15 protein-coding genes are annotated in these 15,192 nt (G+C 37.8%); all 15 read left to right on the forward strand.

Going from position 1 to position 15,192, the window contains the following annotated elements:
* The first annotated feature begins 33 nt into the window (after window positions 1–33).
* The 15 genes from G532_RS0114140 (at window position 34) to G532_RS15500 (ending at window position 14,999) form a co-directional block, all read left to right on the forward strand.
* Complete coding sequence (locus G532_RS0114140) at window positions 34–1,044, forward strand: flagellin N-terminal helical domain-containing protein (protein WP_027965382.1); 1,011 nt, start codon at window positions 34–36, stop codon at window positions 1,042–1,044.
* A gap of 85 nt (window positions 1,045–1,129) precedes the next feature.
* Complete coding sequence (locus G532_RS0114145; protein WP_027965383.1) at window positions 1,130–1,501, forward strand: DUF8042 domain-containing protein; 372 nt, start codon at window positions 1,130–1,132, stop codon at window positions 1,499–1,501.
* Between the two features lie 70 nt (window positions 1,502–1,571).
* Window positions 1,572–2,828, forward strand: a complete 1,257-nt coding sequence (gene cypC, locus G532_RS0114150) for a CYP152 family fatty-acid peroxygenase CypC (RefSeq protein ID WP_027965384.1) — start codon at window positions 1,572–1,574, stop codon at window positions 2,826–2,828.
* Between the two features lie 126 nt (window positions 2,829–2,954).
* A complete protein-coding gene (flaG, locus tag G532_RS0114155) occupies window positions 2,955–3,326 on the forward strand; it encodes a flagellar protein FlaG (RefSeq protein ID WP_027965385.1) in 372 nt (123 codons plus the stop codon).
* A gap of 21 nt (window positions 3,327–3,347) precedes the next feature.
* The gene (gene fliD / locus G532_RS0114160) at window positions 3,348–4,841 is read left to right on the forward strand and encodes a flagellar filament capping protein FliD (protein WP_051189197.1); all 1,494 of its coding nucleotides are present in this window, start codon (window positions 3,348–3,350) and stop codon (window positions 4,839–4,841) included.
* Between the two features lie 30 nt (window positions 4,842–4,871).
* A complete protein-coding gene (gene fliS, locus G532_RS0114165) occupies window positions 4,872–5,270 on the forward strand; it encodes a flagellar export chaperone FliS (protein WP_027965387.1) in 399 nt (132 codons plus the stop codon).
* Between the two features lies 1 nt (window position 5,271).
* A complete protein-coding gene (gene fliT / locus G532_RS0114170) occupies window positions 5,272–5,622 on the forward strand; it encodes a flagellar protein FliT (RefSeq protein WP_027965388.1) in 351 nt (116 codons plus the stop codon).
* 267 nt (window positions 5,623–5,889) lie between these two features.
* On the forward strand, window positions 5,890–6,444 hold the full coding sequence (gene hpf / locus G532_RS0114175; protein ID WP_027965389.1) for a ribosome hibernation-promoting factor, HPF/YfiA family: 555 nt from the start codon (window positions 5,890–5,892) through the stop codon (window positions 6,442–6,444).
* Between the two features lie 219 nt (window positions 6,445–6,663).
* Window positions 6,664–6,867, forward strand: a complete 204-nt coding sequence (locus G532_RS0114180) for a hypothetical protein (RefSeq protein ID WP_027965390.1) — start codon at window positions 6,664–6,666, stop codon at window positions 6,865–6,867.
* Between the two features lie 173 nt (window positions 6,868–7,040).
* Entirely contained in the window at window positions 7,041–9,563 is a 2,523-nt protein-coding gene (gene secA / locus G532_RS0114185) for a preprotein translocase subunit SecA (RefSeq protein ID WP_027965391.1), read from the forward strand.
* Between the two features lie 167 nt (window positions 9,564–9,730).
* A protein-coding gene (prfB, locus tag G532_RS0114190; protein WP_156882604.1) for a peptide chain release factor 2 occupies window positions 9,731–10,835 on the forward strand; the annotation gives its coding sequence in 2 pieces (ribosomal slippage) (window positions 9,731–9,802 and window positions 9,804–10,835; 1,104 coding nt in all).
* A gap of 54 nt (window positions 10,836–10,889) precedes the next feature.
* Entirely contained in the window at window positions 10,890–11,216 is a 327-nt protein-coding gene (locus tag G532_RS0114195; protein ID WP_027965393.1) for a c-type cytochrome, read from the forward strand.
* 465 nt (window positions 11,217–11,681) lie between these two features.
* Entirely contained in the window at window positions 11,682–12,368 is a 687-nt protein-coding gene (gene ftsE / locus G532_RS0114210) for a cell division ATP-binding protein FtsE (RefSeq protein ID WP_027965395.1), read from the forward strand.
* The gene (gene ftsX / locus G532_RS0114215) at window positions 12,358–13,251 is read left to right on the forward strand and encodes a permease-like cell division protein FtsX (protein ID WP_027965396.1); all 894 of its coding nucleotides are present in this window, start codon (window positions 12,358–12,360) and stop codon (window positions 13,249–13,251) included. Before ftsE ends, ftsX begins: the two co-directional genes overlap by 11 nt.
* A gap of 50 nt (window positions 13,252–13,301) precedes the next feature.
* Complete coding sequence (locus G532_RS15500; protein ID WP_035513078.1) at window positions 13,302–14,999, forward strand: murein hydrolase activator EnvC family protein; 1,698 nt, start codon at window positions 13,302–13,304, stop codon at window positions 14,997–14,999.
* Window positions 15,000–15,192 lie beyond the last annotated feature (193 nt).

Raw genomic sequence — 15,192 nt, forward strand, 5'->3', positions numbered from 1 at the left:
CGTGGCAAACAAAATTCAAGGAGGAATTTTATTATGATTATCAACAACAATATCCCCGCGATGAATACATATCGCCAAATGGGACAAAACCAGAACGACATGCAGTCTTCTATGGAGAAATTATCTTCGGGCCTACGTATTAACCGTGCAGGAGATGATGCTGCAGGACTAGCAATCTCTGAAAAAATGCGTGCACAGATCAATGGTCTTGATCAAGCAAGCCGAAACGCACAAGATGGTATATCACTAATTCAGACTGCTGAAGGTGCTTTAGACGAGTCTCACTCAATCCTTCAACGTATGCGTGAGTTAGCTGTTCAATCTTCTAACGATACAAACGTAGAAGTTGATCGTCAAGAGTTACAAAAAGAAATGGATCAATTATCTGGTGAACTATCCCGTATTGCTGATAATACTGAGTTTAATACACAGAACCTTTTAGATGGAGACTTTGATGCGACGTTCCATATCGGTGCTAATGAAGGTCAAAATATTTCAATTTCAATAGATGATATGAGAGCAGATGCTCTATCTGTAGGTACTGCTTATACAGCAGATACAACTGATGTTGACGATGGAACTCTTGTCGGTGAAGATGGAAGCACGGTTGTGGGCACATGGCAGGCGGCAGACACTTCTGATGCTGATCCGGCCAACCATACTGTGGCAGGTTACTTTGATGGTGGTGAATTAGTTTTAGCTTCTGAAACTACACTTGCAGATGAAACTACGGGATCTATTGGAATAGATGTTTCTTCACAAGAAGCTGCGGATGGAGCAATCACAACAATTAACGATGCAATTGAAACAGTTTCATCTCAACGTTCTGAACTAGGTGCAGTCCAAAATCGCCTAGAGCACACAATTTCTAACCTAGACAACGCTTCTGAAAATCTTTCAGCTGCTGAGTCTCGTATCCGTGATGCTGACATGGCTGCGGAAATGATGGAAATGACTCGTGCGAACATTCTTTCTCAGGCTTCACAATCAATGCTTGCACAAGCAAACCAACAGCCACAATCAGTACTTCAGTTACTAGGTTAATAATTACTTTTATGGGGGTCCGGGTATTCTCGGGCCTCTTTTTCATTTATAATAGTTATTACAATACATACAAGGATGTGTTCATATGAACAAAGAACAAACTGAAGTCATTTCACAATCTGTAGATCTAGCTAACACGACAATAGAGGCTGTCGAACACATAGAAAAATTGCTCTCCGAAGAAAACATCAAAAAAACGTTACCTCTATACGAAGACATTGTACGAGCTTATTTAATGGTAGAGAAGTCGTTAGATTCAGTTAAAAGTAAGGTAGACATTTCTAATGTCAATGAAGCATCCGCAGACCTTGAAAAAGCACTGGAATCAACAGTAGTTGCCTATGAAACAGAGGAGCTCCACACCATTCAATCGACTATTACTCAAACCTTACGTCCAAGCTTAGAAAACTGGCGAGATGAAATTAAAAGTATTTACGATGCACATACAAAACATTAATACCTTGTTTTAGATAATCACTTTTCAGGAATACTACCTGGAAAGTGAGTTTTTTATGAGGAGGTTTTCTATGGATTCTAAGAATGTCATGCCTAAAGAAGGTGGGATCGACCATAGTTTGAAACTGTTAAGTGAAGGTTATCAGTTTATTACGAATCGTCGTTATCGCTTCCAAGAGAATGTTTTCGAGACTCGTTTATTAGGTGGAAAAGCATATTGTTTAACTGGTAGTGAGGCGGCGGAATTATTTTATAATGAATCGAAGTTTAAACGAGAGGGAGCCGCGCCAAAGCCGGTCGAAAAGACGTTATTTGGGGAAGGTGGTGTGCAAGCGCTTGATGATGCTGAGCATAAACATCGCAAAGCCCTATTTATGGAAGTCATGTCTCGTGAGGACCTCAAGACCATAAGGAATTTAATGAATCAATACCTAAAACAAGCTGCTACTGAATGGAGTCAGTATGAAGAAGTAGTTTTATATGATGAGACCAAAAAGGTGATTACTCAAGTTGCTTGTGATTGGGTTGGTATCCCTTTAGATGCTAATGATTTGGATCATAAAACGGAAATGATTAGTGATTTATTTGAGAAACCAGCTGAAATTGGCCTAACGCACTTTAGAGGGTGGAGATCTCGTTCTAAGTTAGAAGAATGGGTGATAGAATATGTAAAAGCTATTCGCAAAGGTGAATTTGAAGTTGATTCTAATAAACCTTTGTATAAATTCACTTGGCACCGAGATTCAAATAATGAGTTATTAGATGAAGATGTAGTAGCTGTTGAAGTGTTAAATCTTATTCGCCCAACGGTAGCGGTGTCTATCTGGACACAATTTGTTATGCTCGGATTACACGAACATCCGGAAGAAGCCGAAAAGCTTAAGTCAAGAGACGAGAGTAACCTAAGGTCTTTTATACAAGAAGTAAGAAGATATTATCCGTTCTTTCCTTTTACTGCTGCGGTAACGAGACAAACATTTACATGGAAAGGATATACGTTTGAAGAAGGGACGCTGACGTTACTTGACCTCTATGGGACGAATCATCACCCAGACGATTGGGAAAATCCAGACCGGTTCAGCCCTACCAGATTTGAAAACTGGAAGGAGAGTCCGTTTAGTTTCATTCCACAAGGTGGTGGCGATTACTACAAAGGTCATCGCTGTGCAGGTGAATGGATCACCATTGAGATACTAAAAGAATTTACTGATTTCATGGTTAGTGAAATAGACTACACACTTCCTGAACAAGATTTATCGTTTAAATTGAATGAGATCCCAACATTACCGGAAAGTCGAGTAAAAATTACTAATGTAAAGATAAAATAAGTGATTAGAGGTCTGAATATAGGCCTCTTTTTTGTATGAACAATCTTTTATTTTTGTTTTACTAAACGAATATGCGAGTTTTCCGATATAATAGATAGAACTGAATAGAAGGAGTTGTTTTAATTGATGAATATAACTAGTGTATTATCAAACTCTCAACTCCTGCAGCGGTCGGAATCATCTGAAGTAACTACATCGAAGCAAGACGAGACGAAACCGAAATTGCAGGCGGTGCAAGACGAGACAGGACAAATAAACCAATCAAATGAACTATCAAAAGAACAAGCGATGAATTTGGTGGAAGAGATAAATGTAGTACTCGAACCAGCCAATACATCGGTGAAATTTGAATTTCATGAAAAACTGGAAAGATATTATATTTCTGTTATCGATCGTGATTCAGAGGAGATTGTCAAAGAGATTCCTCCAGAAAAATTATTAGATGTTCATGCAGCAATGGCTGAATACATGGGTTTTATAGTAGATGAAAAGATTTAAACACGAAGGTGGTGTAGGAATATGATTTCTAACCAAATGAGAATGACTGGTTTTGCTTCCGGAATGGAGATTGACCAGATTGTAAAAGATTTAATGAGAGCAGAGCGTCAACCATTAGAGAAAATGGAACAAGATCAGCGGTTTACGGAATTAAAGCGTGATGCTTACCGTGAAGCAAATACAAAGATGTCAGAACTAGACAATATGTTTTTAGATATGCGTATGTCTACTTCTTATCAATCAAGTTCTGTCGATTCAACGAATCCTGGTGCTGTATCTGCTAGTGCGCCAAGTAATGCGGAAGAATCATATTACTCAGTAGGTGTGGAGCAACTTGCGAACAAAGCTGTAAATGCTAGTGATGGCAGAGCTTTTGATGCGGAGTTTAATGCTGATGAAGCTTCAGCAGAATTAGAAGGACAGACTGTGGAATTTTCCTATTTCAATGAAAATGGCGAGCAACAAGATGTTTCATTTGAAGTGGCCAGTGGGGAATCATTAAATGATGTCTTTGACCGTATTTCGGAGGAATCCAATGGCGCGGTTAGTGGATTTTACGATGCGAACTCCGGACGAGTATTTATTGAACGTACGGAGTCAGGTAGCTTCAATGAAAACGGACCTGAGATTATGTTTGCTGATGACTCCATTTTTGCGAATCAATTCCAACTAAATCAAGATAATGAGGTTGGCGGAGATAATGCCTTATTTACATACAACGGAATTCAAATGGAATCTCGTTCTAATGAGTATGAAATCGACGGTGTGAACTTCCAATTTAATAATACGACTGGTGATTCTCCAGCTGTTGTTTCCGTCCAACATGATGTGGATGATTCTGTTGATAAAATTATGGAATTCGTAGAGAAGTACAATGAAGTAATTGAACATTTAAACGATAAAACGAACGAAGAACGCTTTCGTGATTATCCTCCATTAACTCAGGAGCAACGTAATGCGATGTCTGATAATGAAATTGAGCTTTGGGAAGAACGGTCGCAAAGTGGTCTGCTACGTCGTGATGGGATCATTAATAATGGGTTATCATCAATGCGTAGTTCTTGGTATCAACAAGTAGATAATACTGCTGGTGACTTCCGTTCGGTCATTGATGTAGGAATCACAACTTCTTCTAACTGGCGTGATGGCGGAAAATTAGAAGTGGATGAAGATAAGTTACGAACGGCACTTCAGGACGATTCTGAAGGAGTATTTCGAATATTTTCTAATAATGTGGAAGGCGAATCACGTGGTGTCATTAACCGCGTAGAAGATGCTTTAAGTAACACGATGGATCGAATTACAGATCGTGCAGGTAATGAGCTTCGTACGGAGCATCAATATACGATGGGGCGAGAGTTAATTAGCATGTCTGATCGAATGGAAAACTTTGAACGTCGTATGCAACAAGTAGAAAGTCGTTATTGGGATCAATTTAATCGAATGGAACGTGCGATTCAGGAAATGAATAATCAATCGATGCAAATGCAACAACAGCTCGGTCAAATGGGTTAGATCTATAAGCTTTAAAGGAGTGTTTTAGAAATGGCATATGGACAAGCATATCAAGCGTATCAAGAGAATTCGATTTCTACTGCTTCACCAGAGCAGTTAACATTACAGCTTTATAATGGTTGCATTAAATTCATTAAATTGAGTAAACGTGCAATCGAAAATGAAAGTATAGAAGAGAAAAACATAAATATTCAAAAGGCACAAAACATTATTTCAGAGTTAAGAGCAACACTGAATATGGATTATGATATTTCGCATCAATTAATGCCTTTGTATGAGTATATTAATCATCGTTTAACTCAAGCAAATTTCAAAAGTGATGTAAGTATGTTAAATGAAGCTCAACAAATGGTCGAACAATTTCGTGATACATGGAAAGAAGTCATGAAGGCAAATCGAGTGCAGTCGCAAAAAGCTGGAGTGCAGTAGCATGTCTGAAGTTAAGGCGCTATTTACGCTGACGAAACAAATGCGTAATCGTTTCTCTAATACGGAAAATGAGGAGCGAGAAACGTTAATTGCTGACTTTGAAGATTTTGTTAGTAAACGAGAGAAATTATTAAAGCAAATCGAAGGTCCACTTTCAGATGATGAAAAAGAACTCACTGAAGAGGTTATAGCGATTGATGCTCAATTACAAAAACAAGTCGATCAATATTTAAATGGATTCCAACAAGACTTTCAATCATTTAAAAAGAAACAAACATCAAATAAAAAGTATATTAATCCATACCAAAATTTACATGGACGAGATGGTAGCTTTATTGATAAACGAAATTAAACGTAGCTTTTGGCTGCGTTTTTTATTTTGTGGTTAAAATAGTATACTCTGTGCAAACTAAACTTTCATGCACTTGCATAGGCTTATATAGAACCTTAAAAAAGATGGATTATTCTCCATACTAGGAAAATACTTCATCCCTTGGGCCACTTGTTTCGAGCTGCGAATGATTTCGACAAAATATTCTAACTTTTTTATTGGTTTAGGCAGGAATAGAGAAGGGTAATGTTGAATATAGGTTGCATAAGCTGAAAGGAGGAATTGCATATGATTTACAACATTAGAGGAGAAAACATCGAGGTCACTGATCCAATTCGTGAATATGTAGAGAAGAAAATAGGGAAGTTGGAGCGTTATTTTGATACTCCCCCTTCTTCCGAGGTACATGTCAACTTAAGTGTCCACAATGCGGAACAAAAAATTGAAGTGACCATTCCTATGACCAACTTATTACTCCGCGCTGAAGAGAGTCACAGCGATCTATATGCAGCGACAGATTTGGTTCTTAATAAATTAGAGCGACAAATCCGCAAGCATAAAACAAAAGTTAACCGCAAATTCCGTCAACAAGGAGCTCCAAAGTATGTTTTTGCTGAAATGGAAAAGGAAGCTGCTAACGGAAAACAGTTAGAAGATGAAGGTATCGACATTGTTAAGAAAAAACGTTTCGATTTGAAGCCAATGGATGAAGAAGAAGCAGTTCTACAAATGGATATGCTAGGTCACGAGTTCTATGTATTTGAGAATTCAGAATCTGGTGACACCAATGTCGTTTATAAACGTAAAGATGGAAAATATGGACTTATTGAACCAAATGCATAAATGAACGAAACCTCCGCTACATGTAGTGGAGGTTTTTTATGTAAAAATAAAAAATTTTATAGTAGTTTATTACGATTTAAAATATCTAATTTGATTGATTGGAACAAAAAAAGTAAAGTACATAGAGTAACAGAAAAGTCATTGTTTTTAAGGGGGATTCCCATGGTTTAAAAGCTATGCTATAACTAATATAACCAAGTCATGAAGGGGGAATACGAGATGATTGAATCAAAAGAAATATGCCTCAGTTGTAATCGTTTAGAAACGGAAATCAAACGACAAAGCGAAGTGATTTCTCAGTTAATGCGAATTGTTGCTTCTACAAATGAGCGGGTTACCTTAGTGGAACAACAACTTTCTCATCGAACCCACGACTTTTCCTTATCCTATCCCATGACTTCCTCAAGTCGAGTTAATGATTAACTCCCTTGATGATCTTGGCTTTTGGCCAGTTGCTTTTCCATAGAGAGGCGACTGGTTCTTTTTTTAACATGTTCGACAATCTTTGTACTTTTCGTATAGTTGTCATCCTTTAATTGGTAGTGTTATGATTATAAATGGACGATTGTAATGATAAAGATATGAGGTGCAAATTCATGAGTAAGTTGTTAACAAAAATTTTCGGAGACGGAAATGAAAAACAATTAAAGAAACTACGCAAAATTGCAGACCAAATAGAAGAAAAAGAGTCTGAGATCCAGTTGCTTTCTGATTATGATCTTCAGGCGAAAACAGAACAATTTAAAAAACGTTATCAAGATGGCGAAAAACTTGATGACATGTTAGTAGAAGCATATGCAGTCGTACGTGAATCAGCGAAGCGTGTGTTGGGCATGCGTCCGTTCTACGTACAGCTGATAGGTGCAATCGCTTTACATAATGGCGATATTGCAGAGATGAAAACAGGTGAAGGTAAAACGTTAGCTTCAACGATGCCTGCTTATTTAAATGCATTATCTGGTAAAGGTGTACACATTATTACGGTAAACGATTATCTTGCAAAACGTGACTCCGATGAGATGGGTGAATTGTATGATTGGCTTGGTTTAACGGTTGGCCTTAATACAAACGACCTTACGAAAGAAGAGAAGCGAGAAGCATATGCGTGTGATATTACTTATGGTACCAATAACGAGTTTGGTTTTGATTATTTACGCGATAATATGGTGCTTTATAAAGAGAAAATGGTTCAACGTCCATTACCTTTTGCGATTGTCGATGAGGTCGACTCGATTCTTATTGATGAAGCGCGTACACCATTAATTATCTCCGGGTCTCAAAAAAGATCACAGTCTAATTATGTACAAGCGAATGGCTTCGTAGAAGGTCTTCAACTAGAAGAAGATTATACGTACGATGAAAAAACTCGTAATGTCCAGCTTACAGAACAGGGTATTACAAAAGCAGAGAACTATTTTAATATTGAAAACTTATACGACTTAGGTAATGTTTCGTTAACGCACCATGTGAATCAGGCTTTAAAAGCACATGTTGTGATGCAACGTGATATGGATTACGTAGTGGAAGAAGATGGTGTCGTTATTGTAGACCAATTTACTGGTCGTTTGATGAAAGGCCGTCGCTATAGTGATGGGCTTCATCAGGCAATTGAGGCAAAAGAAGGATTACAGATTCAAAAAGAAAGCATGACATTAGCTACTATTACATTCCAGAACTTCTTCCGTATGTACGATAAGTTATCTGGTATGACTGGTACAGCGAAAACAGAAGAAGAAGAATTCCGTAATATCTATAATATGAATGTTGTTTCCATTCCTACGAACCAAGATGTCATTCGAGAAGACCGTGCGGATTTAATTTATAAGTCTGTAGAGGGTAAATTCAAATCTATGGTTCAAGATATAAAAGATAGAAATGAAAAAGGGCAGCCTATTTTAGTCGGTACCGTTGCCGTAGAAACGTCAGAAATTATTTCACAGTTACTTAAGAAAGCTGGCGTCAAGCACAATGTACTAAACGCAAAGAATCACTTCAGTGAAGCAGAGATCATTCTGAACGCTGGTCAAAAAGGTGCTGTTACGATTGCGACGAATATGGCAGGTCGTGGTACAGATATCAAACTTGGCGATGGTGTCAAAGAAGTTGGCGGTCTTGCAGTAATTGGTACAGAGCGTCACGAGTCTCGTCGTATTGATAATCAGTTACGTGGTCGTGCTGGTCGTCAAGGTGACCCTGGTGTGTCGCAATTTTACCTTTCCATGGAAGATGAGTTAATGCGCCGCTTCGGTTCAGACAATATGCGTAATATGATGGATCGTTTTGGTCTTGATGATGATCAACCAATTGAAAGTAAAATGGTTTCACGTGCCGTAGAATCTGCACAGAAACGAGTAGAAGGAAACAACTTTGATGCTCGTAAACAAATTCTTTCTTACGATGATGTACTTCGTCAGCAGCGTGATATTATATATGCTCAGCGTTATCAAGTACTTGATTCCGATCACTTACGAGAAATCATCGAGGGCATGATTCAATCAACTGTTCAAAGGCAAGTAGAAGCGTATACACAGGAAGAGGAAGAAGAGAAGTGGGATCTAGAACCTCTCGTCCAATTCCTGCATGCCAATATTTTAGAACAAGATGAAATTTCTCATGGTGATTTAGAAGGTAAAGAACCAGATGAAATGGTCGATTATATTATGGCTATTGTGAAGCGTAAGTACGACGAACGGGAACAAGAGCTTACAGAAGAACAAATGCGTGAGTTCGAAAAAGTAATCTTATTACGTACCGTTGACTCTAAGTGGATGGATCATATTGACCAAATGGATCAGCTACGCCAAGGAATTCATTTAAGAGCTTACGGTCAAACAGATCCACTGCAAGAGTATCAAATGGAAGGTTTCACGATGTTTGAAGAAATGATTGCGAACGTCGAGCAAGAAGTTGCGAAGTACGCAATGAAAGCTCAAATTCGAGAAAACCTTCAGCGTGTCGAAGTAGCAACTGGTACGAAAGCTGTTGCTGGTGGTCAGTCGCAAAAAGAAGAGAAGAAAAAGAATCAACCATATGTAAAGAAAAAAGAAGTAGGAAGAAATGAACCTTGTCCGTGTGGTAGTGGGAAGAAATACAAGAATTGCCACGGGAGTGCTGAATAAAAAAATCACAAGAGCTCCTGGCTGATCGACTTCAGTCGGGAGTTTTATTTTCACGTTTACACCATTTTGTCTCACAAAACTTTCATTAATAAATAAGATTATCCGTTTTTAATTGTTTGAACAGTGGTACAATATGGGTAAAGATAATTATAGCTGAGGTGAGTATATTGGATTTATCAGATATCAGAAACGAGCTCGATCAGTTACAGGAGCGACTCAATAGCTTTAGGGGGTCTCTTTGACATCACTGGTTATAAACGCCGGATTGGTGAGCTTGAAGTAGAAATGACAGAGCCAGAATTTTGGAACAATCCAGAAGCTGCTCAAAAGGTAATCAACGAGGCTAATGGGTTAAAACAGCTAGTCAATCACTTTGAGAATAATGAAGAAGAATTAGGTAACTTAGAGGTTTCCTATGAATTAGTAAAAGAAGAAAATGATTCAGAGTTACTCGAAGATTTGAAGGAACAATTATTAACAGTAAAAAAAGCGATTAATGATTTTGAATTAAATATTTTACTTAGTGAACCCTATGATAAGAACAATGCAATTATTGAAATTCACCCTGGTGCAGGTGGTACAGAATCCCAAGATTGGGCGGAAATGCTGCTTAGAATGTATCAACGTTATGCAGATAAAAAAGGTTTCAAAGTAGAAACGCTTGATTATTTACCTGGTGATGATGCTGGAGTGAAGAGTGTCACCTTACTGATTCAAGGTTATAACGCTTATGGGTATTTAAAAGCTGAGAAGGGAGTACATCGATTAGTAAGAATTTCTCCATTTGATTCTTCTGGCAGAAGACACACTTCTTTTGCTTCCTTAGACGTTATGCCCGAATTTACAGATGATGTAGAAATCGATGTAAAAACAGAAGACTTAAAAATTGATACGTATCGTGCCAGTGGAGCAGGTGGACAGCATGTTAATACAACTGATTCAGCTGTTAGAATCACACATACCCCAACGAATACAATTGTTACCTGTCAATCTGAGCGATCGCAGATTAAAAACCGCGAGCAAGCAATGAAAATGTTGAAATCGAAGTTGTATCAGAGGGAAATTGAAAGAAAACAGCAAGAGTTAGACGAGATCCGTGGTGAACAAAGTGAAATTGGTTGGGGTAGTCAAATTCGGTCTTACGTTTTCCATCCATATAACATGGTAAAAGATCATCGTACTAATGTAGAAAACGGGAACACACAGGCTGTCATGGATGGAAGCTTAGATTTATTCATTAATGCCTATTTACGATCCAAAGTGGATGGATAAATTTTGGACGTTTAGGAAAAAACATAAATATAAAATATGTCAGGAGGCAAGTATATGAATAAAAAATTATTACTAGCTATTATTGGATTAATCCTTATCGTTGCATTAGCTGCATGTGGTGGGGATGATGAAGGTTCTGGTGATGGTGATTCAGGCGAGACTGCGCAAGGTGAAGAGCTGTTTCAACAAAACTGTGCACAATGTCATGGTGGTGACCTTGAAGGCGCTGCTGGACCATCGTTAGAAAATGTAGGTGCAACATATGAGCAAGATGGGATCGTACAAATCATTCAAGAAGGAACCGGCGCAATGGCTCCAATTGATGATGTAAATGAGGAAGAAGCAAATGAAATAGCAGAATGGGTACTTACTCAGGAATAAAGTATATTCTTCAAAGCTCAGCAGAATTGCTGAGCTTTTTTGTTGAAAAAAAGGTCTACCATAGAATACGGTTCTATGGAATTTTTTGGGCTCAAAAGATTTCTGGATATAAAATAACTTTTGTGGATAAGCCATGGCTTTTCTGGATAACGAACTACCTACTCTTTTGTTTGGGAAAATTTAGGTGGCAACATGCATATTCGACTAAAGTCGACATCTTAAAGGAAGGTAAATCTATATTTTAGTTACATAGTTGTAGGGATATAGGTAAGAGGGGTTGCAATTTGAAAAGAAAATGTAATATAAATTTGGAAGAAATATATGTTGAAGGATGTTATAATATGCTTATCGCAATTTATCAAAAAACTTTTAAAGCAGACAAAATACTAGTAGATATGATAATATATTAAAATAAATAGAAAATTCTAAAAATAAAACGAACATTTGGGGGAACGGGTGTAGCATATGATCGAGATGAAAAATGTACATAAAGTTTACAAGAACGGTGTGACCGCTCTGAACGGAGTCGATACATTTATAGATGCAGGAGAGTTCGTTTATGTGGTCGGGCCAAGTGGGGCTGGTAAGACATCATTTATAAAAATGATGTACCGCGAAGAATCACCAACTAAGGGAAATGTATACATAAATAGCGTGGATGTAGCGAGTATTAAAGAAAGAAAAGTACCTCTATTAAGAAGAAGTGTAGGTGTGATCTTTCAGGACTTTAAACTGTTATCAAAGTTAACGGTTTATGAAAATGTAGCTTTTGCTTTAGAGGTTATAGAAGAGAACCCTAAAAAAATCCGCAAACGTGTAATGGAAGTGTTAGATCGCGTTGGATTAAAGCATAAAGCTAGGTTTATACCAGATCAGTTATCAGGTGGAGAACAGCAAAGGGTTGCAATAGCTAGAGCCATTGCAAACAATCCTAAAATTGTTATTGCTGATGAGCCTACAGGTAACTTAGATCCTGAAACTTCTTGGGAGATTATGCGATTATTTGAAGAAATTAGTGCGTCAGGAACAACCCTTGTAATGGCAACGCATAGCCAAGATATCGTTAATAAAATGCGTAAGCGAGTAATCGCTATGGAAAATGGAAAAATTGTGAGAGATGAGCATCGAGGGGAATATGGCTATGAAGTTTAGTACATTTAGAAGGCATATACGAGAAGGTACAAAAAACATCGTTAGGAATAGCTGGATGACAGTAGCTTCAGTAGGTGCAGTTACTACTACTCTAGTATTAGTTGCAGCTTTTCTAATTCTAATCTTAAACTTAAATCAAGTGGTAGATAATATTGAAAATGATGTTGAAGTAAGAGTTTATATTGACTTACAAGCTGAAGAAGAAGAAATAGAAGAGCTTGGAGATCAAATAGCAGGACTGAATAATGTAGAAAGTTTTTATTTCCAATCAAAAGAAGAAGAACTAGAAATGTTAATTGAAGACTTAGGTGAAGACGGCGAGGCCTGGGAGTTATTTGAACAGGACAACCCTTTAAATAATGTTTATGTAGTAAACACGGAGCGAGCTGAAGATTTATCAGGAGTTGCTTCGCGAATTGAGACTTTTGAGAATATTGAGGATGTAAGTTATCGCAGTGATGTGGTCGATCGTCTATTAGATTTCAACCAGTACGCCAGAATCATCGGTGGGGTGTTTGTAGCAGCTTTACTATTTACAGCTATATTCTTAATCTCAAACACTATTAAGATGACGATCACTGCACGTAGTACAGAGATTTCGATTATGAAGTTAGTTGGTGCGAAAAACAACTTCATACGTTGGCCATTCTTTGTAGAAGGAACATTAACGGGTGTATTAGGAACGATTATCCCAATCGGATTAGTATTAGGTGGGTATCATTATCTGTACACCAACTTGAACGACCGAATCGACTTCCCATTCATTGAATTATTACCTTGGGATCCATTTGCGTGGCAACTATCACTTATGCTTCTAGGAATTGGCGCATTTATCGGCATTTGGGGAAGTGTTATGAGTGTACGTAAATTCTTAAAAGTGTAATGGTAACGTTTGTAAGACGGATAGATATAGAATAAGGAGGACAATTAGATATGTTGAAAAAGTTCATACCTGTTTTCCTATTTTTCATTGTAGCGGTTGGAGCTTTTACTCTATCAGGAAATGATAGGGTAGAGGCAAACCAATCAATTGATGAAATTGATGGAGAAATGCAGGAAGTAGAGAAAGAAAAAGAAAGTATTAATTCTGACCTAGGTGAATTAGAAAACAGATTAAATCGTATTAAGTCCCAGCAAAATGATACAAAGGAAGAAATCGACGGTTTAAACTACGAGATTGAAGAAAATGAAATTGAAGTAGAACAAAAGCAACTAGAAATTTCTAAAACGGAAAATGAAATTAGACAACTAGAAACGGAAATTAAACAGTTAGAAGCAGAGATTGTCGAACTAGAAGAAGAAATTAAAGAACTAGAGAATGAGATTGAAAGACTAGAAAATCGCATAGTCGAACTAGAAGAAGAAATAGTAATTACAGAAGATAGAATTGAACAACGTGAAGACTTACTTAGAGAACGTTTAAGAACCCTTCAAAAAAATGGTGGGTCCGTTAAATACTTAGAAGTTATAGTTGGTTCAAAGGATTTCGGTGATTTCATTACAAGAGCTTCAGCGGTTAGCAAAGTTATGGATCAAGACCAAAACATAATTCATGAGCATTTTGCAGATATGCAGTACTTAGAAGAGACGAAAGTGGAAGTCGAAGAAACAAAAGTAGAAGTTGAAGAATCAAAAGTAGCTGTAGAAAATAATAAAGATCAAGTTGCACAAAACAAAACACAAGTAGAATCTAATAAGGTAGAAACAGAAGACAAACGTTCTACTTTAGTTACTCAAAAAGAAGATTTAGAAACAGCGATTGCTAGTTTAGAAGGAACTCGTGAAGAGGAAGAAGTTGCCTTAGCAAGTTTAGAAGGCGATGAAGAAGAAGTTCATGAAATCCAACTTTCACTTGAAGAGGAAGAAGAATTATTAAGTCAACGTGAAGGTGTATTAGAACAAGCGAAACAACAAGCAATCGAAGAAGAGCGTAAGCGTCAAGAAGAATTAGAAAGACAAAGACAAGCTGAGCTTGAAGAACAGCGTCAGCGAGAGCAAGAAGAAAGAGAAAGAAGAGAACGTGAAGAACGAGAAGCGAATAATTCATCAAATAGTGGTTCTTCCAATAGCGGAAACGCTGGTAATTCATCAAATGGAGGATCATCTAATAGCGGAAACTCTGGTAGTTCCTCAAACGGAGGATCATCCAATAGCGGTGGGTCGGAACAAGCATCACCAGCTCCAGCGCCTGCACCACCTAAATTCTTGACACCATCATCTGGTTACATATCTTCACACTTTAATCCAAATCGTATGGATCCTGTGTATGGGGTAGTTAGACCACATAATGGTACAGATATTGCGGCACCTAGAGGAACAAGTGTTAAATCTTCAGCTTCAGGTGTAGTCTATCGAGTCACTTCAAACTGTTCAGAAGGTAATAAATCTTGTGGCGGTGGCTTCGGTAATGTTGTATTCGTAACGCATTTTGTTGATGGCCGTCAGTATGACACGGTATATGCTCACTTACAATCTGTAAATGTAGCACAAGGCCAGTCTGTTTCTCAAGGACAACAAATAGGTACGATTGGTTCGACGGGTGCTTCCAGTGGGCCGCACTTGCACTTTGAACTTCACCCTGGTGGTTATCGTAACCCTGTAAATCCAATGGGTTACATTAGCGCACCTTAAGAGGTATCTGTTTTAGTTTACGATAGGTATAGAATATAGTACGATTAGAGCATTACACATCCATGTGTAATGCTCTTTCACAATAATCGGAATAGAATTAAAAACATAGTGAATAAAGGTTTGGGAGAGACTTTGTTTACATAAGTTAAACAGGAGGAAGCGAACACAAATAAAGAAGGTTTGCTGAGGTGAA

This window comes from Halalkalibacillus halophilus DSM 18494, from assembly GCF_000423105.1.
GTDB classification, from domain to species: domain Bacteria; phylum Bacillota; class Bacilli; order Bacillales; family Alkalibacillaceae; genus Halalkalibacillus; species Halalkalibacillus halophilus.